The organism is uncultured Sphingomonas sp., assembly GCF_902806265.1.
Lineage (GTDB): Bacteria > Pseudomonadota > Alphaproteobacteria > Sphingomonadales > Sphingomonadaceae > Sphingomicrobium.
On sequence record NZ_CADCVZ010000002.1, the window covers coordinates 63,929 to 73,813 of the forward strand.

Sequence of the window (9,885 nt, forward strand, 5' to 3'; positions counted from 1 at the left end):
GGCACCCGCTGATTAGCGCCGCGCGAGCCGCTTAGCGAGTGGCGACGGCGCCACTATCCACCGACGATTGCATCCCCGAGCAGCCCGACAGACAGAGCGTAGAAGTTGGAGCAGTTATAGTCGAGGATCGACCGGTAGTTGGTGGTCAGCAGATAGGCGGTCGCGCCCGGGCCGTCGGGCTCGATCAGGCTCGCCATCTCACCTTCTGGCAAGGCGCGGCCGACCGGTACCACGCCCAGTGCGCGCCATTCCCGCACCGTGAGCCAGCGGCTGTGCCGGGCGTAGACGCGGGGGCAGCGCGGCGAAGCAAGCGCGGTACGCACGGCCGCTCGGTTGAAGGTCGCCGGTACCCGGACTGGGGCCCCCCAGTGGACATTCGGCTTCCAGCCGGCATCGCGCAGGTAGGCGGCGATCGACGCCAGCGCGTCGGCCTCGCTCCCCCAGATGTTCGCGACGCCGTCCCCGTCCCCATCCGTGCGCAGCCGCAGCACAACGGAAGGCATGAACTGCGGGTAGCCGGTCGCCCCGGCATAGCTGCCGCGCAGCCGCGCCCGCGGGATGCCCTGGTCGAGCAGGCGCAGCGAGGCGATGAACTCGTCCTCGAAGAAGCTGCGCCGGCGGCCCTCGTAGGCGAGGGTCGCGAGCACCTGCGGCAGGTCGAACGTACCCGTCACCCGCCCGAAGCTGGTCTCATGGCCGAAGATCGCCAGCAGCACCTGCGGCTCCACGCCGAACCGCCGCTCGATGCCGGTGAGATAGCTGTAGTTCGCTCGGTACTTGGCGGCTCCGCGGCTCGTCAGGTCGGGGGTAACGTGCTGCCGGCGATAAGGTGAAAACGGCGGCGTATAATTGGGGTTCGAAATGTTACCCGGTTGCGCCCGGTCCAGCCGGATCACCGTGGCGTTGACGGTGAGCCCCGGGATGACCGACTGGATGGTAGCCTGACGCACTCCGGCGGAGTGTGCGCGGCCAACAAGGTACTGCTTATAAGCCTCGAACCCCCCTGCTGCCGGCCGGATTGGCGTTTGGTAAGCGTAAGGCGTTGCTGAGCGGACCTGCACCGGCGCGGGCGAGATTGAACGCGGGGTTGCGGGTGCGGGCAGCCGCTCCGGCAAGGGCGCTAGCGGATCTTGCTGCGCACTCGCCGGAGTCATCGCCAGCGCCGCCAGCATCGCCGCTCCTGAAACCAGACGTACCCCCACCCGCCTTCGTGCCTTCCAGTTCATCCGGTCCGTAACGTCCAACATCGCCGTCCCGTTCACGCGCGCCTTGCACGAGCGTAGCGCTTGTGCCTAGGCGGGACATGCTGAACCGAAGACTACCAGGGATGGGTGGCCGAGTGGTTTAAGGCAGCGGTCTTGAAAACCGCCGTGGGTGCAAGCTCACCGTGGGTTCGAATCCCACCCCATCCGCCACTCATCTACATGCTGCACCGGGGCAAGCCGTTGGTCGGTTCGCCGCAGCGGACCAAACGAGCCGTTTGTCGGTTCGTCGAAGCACTCTTGGCATCGGTTCGCTTTCGCTCCTTCGCTACATTTGTAACACAGGGGAGCGATGTTGATGCGTAGGGGGTTGATGGTCTCGGTTGCGGCACTCGCCATCGGATTGTCCGGCGAGGCTGCTGCCCAGCAGGCTGGGGGCGGCGAGCAGGTCGCGACCGGTCAAGGACCAGCCAGCCGCCGGGCCACGTATGAGGCCAGCTTCTTCACGCCCTTTGCCCCCCGCACCGCCCTGGACATCGTTCGTCGCGTGCCCGGCTTTACCTTGGAACTCGGCGACAGCGAGGTGCGCGGCTTTGCGGGCGCGGCGGGAAACATCGTGATCAACGGCGCGCGTCCGAGTTCCAAGTCGGAACCCCTCGACAGCCTCCTCGCCGCGATCCCCGCCAACCGTGTCGTCCGGGTCGAGGTCGGACCCGGCAATCTCTACGGCGCAGAGTACAGCGGCCGAAGCCAAGTCCTGAACGTCGTGCTTTCCGCGGAGGGAGGCGTTGACGGCAATGTAACGGCCAAGGTCCGGCGGATCTGGACCGGGTACCTCAACACGGACCTGGCTGGCTCGGCCGTGATCAAGCGCGGCGCATCAAGCATCAACCTGTCGGCAGGGACCGGCCGCGACCGCCAGGTGGAAGTTGGTTTCGACGAACTCAGCGACGTGCAGACCGGCCAGCTGCTGGAATATCGCGACAAGACCAACACCTACTTTGAGCGCGACCCCTACATTTCCGCCAGCTGGGCGCTCGAACGCGCACCCGACAAGGCTCTGCGGCTCAATGGCCGCTGGCAGCCCGAGCGCTTCGATCTGGAGCAGGAGAACCGCGTCAGACCCGCGAGCGGCCCTGAGCACGACGACAGCCTGTTTCAAAGGTATAGCACTCCGGTGATCGAGGTCGGCGGCGATCTCACCCGGCCGCTTGCCGGAGGCGCGCTGAAGTTCGTGGCGCTCGCCAACCGCCGCAAGCGTAACAACTTCGACGCCTACATTGAGCGCGACGGCCTGCTCCGCGACGACCCCCGAGTGATCGGCGGCTTCGAGCAGACTCAGAAAGCGCAGCTGAACGAAACGCTGGGACGGGTGAGCTGGACCCGCGCCAGCCTGTTCGGCCTGTCCTTCGAGGCAGGCGCGGAGGCGGTGCTGAATACGCTCGACTACCAGTTGCTGCTGTTCGAGATCGACGAGAATGGCGAGCAGGTCCGGATCGATCTTCCGCTGGATGACGCGCGGGTCAAGGAGAAGCGCGCCGAAGCCTACGTCAATGTCGGGCGTAATCTCTCGCCGCAGCTGCGCGTCGACGGCGGCCTGAACTTCGAGCTGTCGCGCTTGACCGTGACCGGCGACACGGAGGCAGAACGCACCCTGCGCTTCCTGAAACCCAACATCGCCGTCGACTGGAAGCCGGGCGGCGGGTGGCACGCCCGCCTGTCGGTGCGGCGCACGGTGGCGCAGCTTGACTTCTTTGACTTCATCAGCGTGGCCGAACTGTCCAACGACCGCGTGACCGGCGGCAATGCGAACCTCCTGCCGCAGCGTTCGTGGGAGGTACGCGGCACGGTCGACCGGGCCATCCTTGGTGAGGGCCTGGTCAAGCTCGACTTGGGCATCGACCGGATCAGCCAATTGCAGGACCAGATCCTGACGGAAGAAGGCTTCAGCGCGCCCGGCAATCTCGGCACCGGCAAGCGCCGGTTCGTCTCGCTCGACGTCGACGCCCCACTCGACCGTCTGGGCCTGAAGGGCACGCGCATCAAGCTGTTCGGGCAGCTCCAGCGGACGCGGGTGGTGGATCCGATTTCCGGGCGGGTCCGCAACTTCAGCGATTATTACCCTGAGTGGGAATGGCGCGTGGACCTTCGCCGCGACATCGGGCGGTTCTCCTACGGTCTGGTGGTGAACGACTATCAGCGGTTCAGCTTCTTCCGCGCCAACGAGATCGATACCTTTCTGAACGGCGGCCCTTACGGAACTGCATTCATCGAATATCGCCCGGCACCGCGCACGTCGCTGACCTTCGACGTCGACAATCTATTGAACACCACGGGCGAGCGCGAGCGCCTGTTTTTCCTTCCCAATCGCTCGACCTCGGAGCCATCCTCTTTCGAGCGCCGGGTACGCAATCGGCATGTGAGCTTCGGCCTGACGCTGAAGCAAAGCTTCGGCGGTGGTGGGGGAACCGGGGGTGGCGCGAAGCCCTGAGCGGCGGTAATGAGCGGTCCATGCTGAAAACGCCGAACCCCGCCCAGAGCCATGAACTCGCCATACTGCCGTTCGACTGGCAAGACCCGTTCGGACTTGAAGAACAGCTGAGCGACGACGAGCGGCTAGTCCGCGACACCGCTGAGGGCTACGCGCAGGAGCAGCTGCAGCCGCGGGTCACCGACGCCTACCTGGACGAGAGCTTCGATCGGGAGATCCTGCGCGAGATGGGCGGGCTCGGCCTGCTCGGCGCCACCATCCCGGCGGAGTACGGCGGTGCCGGGCTGGGCTACGTCAGCTACGGCCTGATCGCGCGTGCGGTGGAGCGGGTCGACAGCGGCTACCGGTCGGCCATGTCGGTGCAGAGCTCGCTGGTCATGTACCCGATCCATGCCTACGGGTCGGAAGAGCAGCGGCGCAAGTATCTTCCCGGCCTAGCCGCGGGCGAACTGGTCGGCTGCTTCGGCTTGACGGAGCCTAACGCGGGTTCCGATCCCAGCGGCATGCGTACCCGGGCCGAGAAGATCGACGGCGGGTACCGCCTGAGCGGCGCCAAGATGTGGATCACCAACTCGCCGATCGCCGACGTCTTCGTCGTGTGGGCGAAGTCGGACGCACACGGCGGCAAGATCCGCGGCTTCGTGCTCGAGCGCGGCATGGCCGGCCTGACCGCGCCGGCCATCAAGCAGAAGCTCAGCTTGCGTGCCTCAATCACCGGCGAGATCGTCATGGAGGGAGTCGAGGTCGGCGAGGACGCGCTGCTGCCGAACGTGGAAGGCTTGAAGGGCCCGTTCGGCTGCCTCAATCGCGCCCGCTACGGCATCGGCTGGGGCGCAATGGGGGCGGCCGAGGCCTGCTACTCCGCCGCGCGCCAGTACACGCTCGACCGCAAGCAGTTCGACCGGCCGCTCGCCGCCAACCAGCTGGTACAGCTGAAGCTCGCCAATATGATCACCGAGATCACGCTGGGCCTGCAGGCGGCACTGCGGGTCGGGCGGCGGCTGGAAGCGGGCGAGCTCGTGCCCGAGACCATCAGCCTCATCAAGCGCAACAACGTCGGCAAGGCGCTCGACATCGCCCGGGTCGCCCGCGACATGCACGGCGGCAACGGGATCAGCGCCGAATATGGCGTGATCCGCCACCTGCTCAACCTGGAAACGGTCAACACCTACGAGGGCACGCACGACGTCCATGCGCTGATCCTCGGCCGCGCGATCACCGGGATCTCGGCCTTTTAGCTCAGCTCCAGGCGGGCCGGCGGAGCACGGCCGTCGGCTCCTCCTTGTAGAGCGTGTCCGAGTGCCGCTCGAAGCCGAGCCGCTCGGCGAGCCTGAATGAGGGCGTGTTGGCCGGCGCGATGATCGCCCAGATCGGCGTGGGCCGAAGGCTGGCCTCCGCCCAGTCCAGCACCGCTCGCCCGGCTTCCAACGCCAGGCCCTGGCCGTGAGCTTCCGTAGCGAAGATCCAGCCCATTTCGGGTTCCTCGCCGAACTCCGGCTGGAGGTCGCGCCAGGCGGTGAACAGGCCGACGTTGCCGATCAGCCGGCCGTCGCTGCGACGTTCCACGGCCCAGCTGCCGAATCCGTTCAAGATCCAGCTTCCGAGGGAGGCGGTTAGACGGCGGAAGACGTCCTCCGCTGCCATCGGCTTGCCGCCGAAATGGTGGGTGACCGCAGGCTCGCCGCAGATCGAGAGCCACGGGCGAAAGTCCGCTTTCTGCCAAGCGCGCAAGCGGAGCCGCTCACGCTCAAGCGTCGGAGCCGAGCGGTAGATAGTTTCCTTGCTGGATCCCGGATCAAGTCCGGGATGGCCGGCCGTAGGGCCGGTCACTTCTTCCCGAGGGTCAACCCGCCGAAGCGCTTGTTGAAGCGGGCCACCTGGCCACCGCTGTCGAGCAGCTTCTGGTTGCCGCCGGTCCACGCCGGGTGCGCAGTCGGGTCGATGTCGAGGTGCAGCGTGTCGCCTTCCTTGCCCCACGTCGAACGGGTCCGGAAGGTTGTGCCGTCGGTCATTTCGACATTGATGAAGTGATAGTCCGGGTGAGTCCCGCTCTTCATGTTGGTGGTCCTTGGCTGCGGCTGGTTCCGACCAGCCTCCTGAATGCCGCGCGCCTCTACCCCAGCACCCCCGCCTTGACAAGCAGGGCGCCCCGGCGCGACAGGCGCCGCGGGACCTGGGGCCAAGGAAGCCGGTGCGAAGCCGGCGCTGTGCCCGCAACTGTCAGCCGGACGCGCCCGTCCGGACAAGTCAGATACTTGCCCCGGGTCTGTCGTCCGTTCTTCCGTCCGGGGTCAGGCGAAAGGCGTGGACTGCCGCTCACTGCTGAGCGGCCGCCTCCGCGACGACTGTGTGTGTCGTTTGCAGGAGCCTGAACCATGTCCGAACTTGCCGTCGTCCCCTCCACCGAAATCGTCGTAACCGCGTCCCGCGCTCTCGAAGACGGCGGACAAACCCCCGCCAGCGTGACCCTGATCGGAACCGAGCGCATCGAGCGTTTGGGCGAACCCCTCGCTGTCAGTTTCCTGCGGCAAGTGCCCTCACTGGCGATCAGCACGAGCGGTGCGGCCGGCTCCGTCACCGAAGTCCGCATCCGAGGCGCGGAGGCCAACCATACTTTGCTGTTCATCGACGGCATTCGCGCCAACGACCCCGCCGCCGGCAACGTGCCGCGGTTCGAGCTGCTCAACAGTGACCTACTCTCGCGCATCGAGGTCGTCCGGGGTCCGCAGTCGGCGCTGTGGGGACCCGAAGCGATCGGCGGCGTGGTCGCGGTGAGTGGCGGCGACGCGGAGGGCAGCCGCGCGGTCGCGGAGGCGGGTTCCTTCGGCTTCGCCCGCCTGGGTGGTGGTACCGCGTTCAAGGCCGACAGCCTGACGGTCGACGCCGCCGCCGGCCTTCAGCGCGCCCGTGGGATCAACGCCTTCGACAGTCCGGGCGGAGGCGAACGCGACGGCTACCGCAACCTGTCCACCCGCGGCCGCCTGAGCTGGGCCGCCGCCAAGGGAGTGGAGCTTGGCGTGTCCGGCTTCGCCTCGACGGGCCGCAGCGAGTTCGACGGCTACGATCCCCTGAGCTTCCAGCGTGCTGATACGCTGGACAGCAGCCGCAACCGGCTCGCGGCGGGGCGACTGTGGGGTTCACTGACCCGGCAGGACCTTTCGCTCAGCGCCTGGGCTTCGAAGCTCGGCTCGCGCAATCGCAACCTGCTCGACGAGGTCCTGGTCAACGTCACCCATGGCGGCCGCACCAACGCCGGCCTGCAGGGCGAGGTCGAGCTGCGCACCGGCAAGGCCGAGCACCAACTGATCGCCGCGGCGGAAGCCACCCGCGAAACTTTCCGGTCGCGCAACCCCGCTGACCCGTTCGCCGATCAGGAGCAGAATCGAAGACAGAACGCCTTGGTTGGCGAGGTGCGCTCGCGCTGGGCCGAGTGGCTAGCCACGGACGTCGCGGTGCGCCGGGACATGTTCAACCGCTTCCAGGATCGCACCACGCTACGGGCCTCCGCTCTGGTCGAGCCGGTCGGAGGTGTGCAGCTCTCCGCCGGCTATAGCGAAGGCATCGCCCAGCCAAGCTTCTTCGACCTGTTCGGCTACTACCCGGGATTTTTCGTCGGCAACCCGAACCTGAAGCCCGAGCGTTCGCGCGGCTGGGAGGTTTCGGCGCGGCTTGACCGCGGGGCCTTTCGCGGTGCGCTGACCGCCTACCGCCAGCGGCTGACCGACGAGATCGTCTCCACCGCGGACTTCGGCAGCACGGAGAACGCGGACGGCCGGAGCAAGCGACGCGGGGTGGAGGCAGAACTCGGCTGGAGCCCGTCGGAACGGCTGAACCTGACCGCCACCTACGCCTTGCTCGATGCGGAAGAACGGCTGCGAAGCGCCGACCAGTCCGCGCGCGAACTGCGTCGCCCCCGGCATAGCGGGTCGGTCGCCGCGGACGGCCGCGCGGGGCGGCTCACCTACGGCGCGTCCCTGGCTTTCGTCGGCAAGCACCGCGACCGCCGCGACAGCCTCCCCTACGAGCTCGTCGACCTTGATAGCTACTGGCTCGCCGGCGCGCGCTTGGGCTGGCGCCTGGACGAGCGGCTGGAGCTGTTCGGCCGCCTCGCCAATGCATTCGATGCCGACTACCAGGATCTGGTCGGCTACCGCACGGAGGGAAGGAGCGCCTATGCCGGCCTTCGCGTCGCTCTGGGCCGCTAGCGCCGCCGCGCTCAGGGTCGCGTCGCTCAACCTGTGCACGGACGAGTATCTGCTGCTGCTGGCCAAGCCGGGCGAGATCGCCAGCGTGAGCCACTTGAGCCGGGATCCGCGGGAGTCCGTCCTGTGGCGGGAAGCGCGGCGTCATGCCGCCAACGCCGGCTCGCTGGAGCGCGCGTTGCAGCCGCGTCCGACCCTGCTGCTGACCATGGGCGGAGGTGGCGGACGCTCCACAGCGCTGCTTGCGCGGCGGCTCGGCATTCGGGTGCTCGACCTCCCCTACCCCGCCAGCATCGCCGACGTCGAACGCCAGTCGGTCCGGGTCGCGGCCGCACTCGGCGACCCGCGGCGCGCTTTGCCTCTGCTGCGGCAAGTTGCCGACCTGCACCGCAAGGCTCCGAGCAAGGCGCGCGACGTCGCCTTCCTAGGAGGTGGCGGCCTGTCGCTCGATCCGGCTGCCCTGGGTGCGCAATGGATGCGCCTTGCCGGGCTGCAGCAGCGGGCGCTTGCCGATGGTCGCCTCTCCCTTGAAACGCTCGCAACCAGGCCGCCCCAGCTCCTGTTGCGGAGCGACTACCGCAGCGGTCAGTGGAGCCGCGATGCCGCCTGGCTCCGCCATCCACTAGTGCGGCGACTCGAACGCCGGACAGTCCGGGTCGATGGACGCTCCTGGACCTGCGCCGGCCTGCCGATGATCGCCGAGGTGCGTCGGTTACAGGAGCGCTTCAGGTGAGGCGCGGCTTGGTGGCGGCCGCGCTGCTCCTACTGGCGCTGGCCGCGGTGGCGCTGCTGCTCCCATGGGGGCCGCTGCAAGCGGTCTGGCAGGAAGACCGGAGCCTGGCGGCCACCGTGCTGTTCGAATTACGCCTCCCCCGAACCCTGCTGGCACTGATCTACGGCGCGACCCTGGGCATTGCGGGTGCCGCGCTGCAAGCGTTGTTCGCCAACCCGCTGGCCTCTCCGGACATCACCGGCGGAAGCAGCGGCGCGGCCTTGGGCGCCGTGGTCGGCGGCTACTGGCTCGGGCTGACCGGTCCGCTGGAGCTGGCCGCCTGCGGGGCTGCCGGCGCGCTGCTGGCCTTGCTCCTGCTGTTGCTGGCAGCAGGTCGCCGCGCCGAGGCCTCGACGGTCTTGCTGGCCGGACTGGCGATCAGCCTGGCCGCGGGGGCGGCAACCAGCCTGCTGTTGGCGCTCGCGCCCTCGCCCTTCGCCTTTTACGACAGCTTCGCCTGGCTGATGGGCAGCCTGGTCGACCGCAGCCTGGCGCAGGTCGCCGCGTCCGGGGTCCCGGCGCTGCTCGCCTGCAGCCTGCTGTTGGCGCGAACGGCCGCGCTGGACAGCCTGGCGCTGGGCGAGGATGTCGCAGCCTCGCTCGGCTTCGCGCCCGGGCGGTTGCGGGTCGAGGTGGTGGCCGCCAGCGCCGCGGCGGTAGGCGCCTGTGTGTCCGTGTGCGGCGCCGTCGGCTTCGTCGGCCTGATCGCGCCGGTGCTCGCGCGGCGACTGACCGGCGGGCACCCAGGCCGAGCCATGGTGCCGGCCGCGATCATCGGGGCTGCGCTTCTGCTTGGTGCCGACCTGCTGACTCGCCTAGCGCCGCTGGGGCGCTCGATCCCACTCGGCGTCATCACGGCGGTCGCCGGCACGCCGCTATTCCTGTGGATCGTGGTGCGCATGCGCTGGCGGCTGACGGCATGACGGCAGTGCTGGCAGCGGAGGAACTGTCCATCCCGGAGCGGCTGCGGCCCACGAGCCTTGAGCTTGCGGCCGGATCGCTGACGGCGCTGATCGGCCCGAACGGCAGTGGCAAGACCAGCCTGCTGCGGGCACTTGCCGGGATCGAACGGGCGAGCGGTCAGGTTCGCGTCGCTGGCGAGGCGCTGGCGTCCGCCACGCCGGCACGGCGTCGGCAGTTGCTGGCCTACCTGCCCGCCAGCCGCGAGTTGGTCTGGCCCATCGCTGCCCGCGACGTCATTCGCTTGGGATTGGAGCG

At 68.3% G+C, this 9,885-nt stretch carries 9 protein-coding genes, 1 tRNA gene and 1 riboswitch; of the genes, 7 read left to right on the forward strand and 3 right to left on the reverse strand.

Features of this window, described 5'->3' with window-relative positions; all coding sequences use genetic code 11:
* Positions 1-53 precede the first annotated feature (53 nt).
* The gene (locus QZX62_RS01065) at positions 54-950 is read right to left on the reverse strand and encodes a lytic transglycosylase domain-containing protein (protein WP_294171521.1); all 897 of its coding nucleotides are present in this window, start codon (positions 948-950) and stop codon (positions 54-56) included.
* Between the two features lie 375 nt (positions 951-1,325).
* Between QZX62_RS01065 and QZX62_RS01070 the strand changes: the two genes are divergently transcribed.
* The 3 genes from QZX62_RS01070 (at position 1,326) to QZX62_RS01080 (ending at position 4,931) form a co-directional block, all read left to right on the forward strand.
* Positions 1,326-1,415 (forward strand) — tRNA-Ser (locus tag QZX62_RS01070).
* A 145-nt stretch (positions 1,416-1,560) separates the two neighbouring features.
* Entirely contained in the window at positions 1,561-3,693 is a 2,133-nt protein-coding gene (locus QZX62_RS01075; protein WP_294171522.1) for an outer membrane beta-barrel protein, read from the forward strand.
* A gap of 20 nt (positions 3,694-3,713) precedes the next feature.
* Positions 3,714-4,931, forward strand: coding sequence for an acyl-CoA dehydrogenase (locus QZX62_RS01080; RefSeq protein WP_294171523.1), 1,218 nt, complete (start codon positions 3,714-3,716; stop codon positions 4,929-4,931).
* 1 nt (position 4,932) lies between these two features.
* Here the strand turns inward: QZX62_RS01080 and QZX62_RS01085 are convergent, their stop codons facing one another.
* Positions 4,933-5,523, reverse strand: coding sequence for a GNAT family N-acetyltransferase (locus tag QZX62_RS01085; RefSeq protein WP_294171524.1), 591 nt, complete (start codon positions 5,521-5,523; stop codon positions 4,933-4,935).
* Positions 5,520-5,750 (reverse strand): 50S ribosomal protein L31, encoded by a 231-nt coding sequence (gene rpmE, locus QZX62_RS01090; RefSeq protein WP_294171526.1) that lies wholly within the window; start codon positions 5,748-5,750, stop codon positions 5,520-5,522. Before rpmE ends, QZX62_RS01085 begins: the two co-directional genes overlap by 4 nt.
* A gap of 68 nt (positions 5,751-5,818) precedes the next feature.
* A riboswitch (cobalamin riboswitch) is annotated at positions 5,819-5,971 on the forward strand.
* Positions 5,972-6,068: 97 nt separating this feature from the next.
* Here rpmE and QZX62_RS01095 point away from each other — a divergent pair.
* The 4 genes from QZX62_RS01095 to QZX62_RS01110 form a co-directional block, all read left to right on the forward strand.
* Positions 6,069-7,898: a TonB-dependent siderophore receptor gene (locus QZX62_RS01095; protein ID WP_294171529.1), complete on the forward strand. Its 1,830-nt coding sequence runs from the start codon at positions 6,069-6,071 to the stop codon at positions 7,896-7,898.
* Positions 7,867-8,628 carry a hypothetical protein gene (locus QZX62_RS01100; protein WP_294171530.1) on the forward strand — a complete coding sequence of 254 codons (762 nt, stop codon included), beginning with the start codon at positions 7,867-7,869 and terminating at the stop codon, positions 8,626-8,628. Before QZX62_RS01095 ends, QZX62_RS01100 begins: the two co-directional genes overlap by 32 nt.
* On the forward strand, positions 8,625-9,590 hold the full coding sequence (locus QZX62_RS01105) for an iron ABC transporter permease (RefSeq protein WP_294171532.1): 966 nt from the start codon (positions 8,625-8,627) through the stop codon (positions 9,588-9,590). Before QZX62_RS01100 ends, QZX62_RS01105 begins: the two co-directional genes overlap by 4 nt.
* Positions 9,587-9,885: ABC transporter ATP-binding protein (locus tag QZX62_RS01110; RefSeq protein ID WP_294171533.1), on the forward strand; the 299-nt coding region annotated here is incomplete at its 3' end. The genes QZX62_RS01105 and QZX62_RS01110, both read left to right, overlap by 4 nt.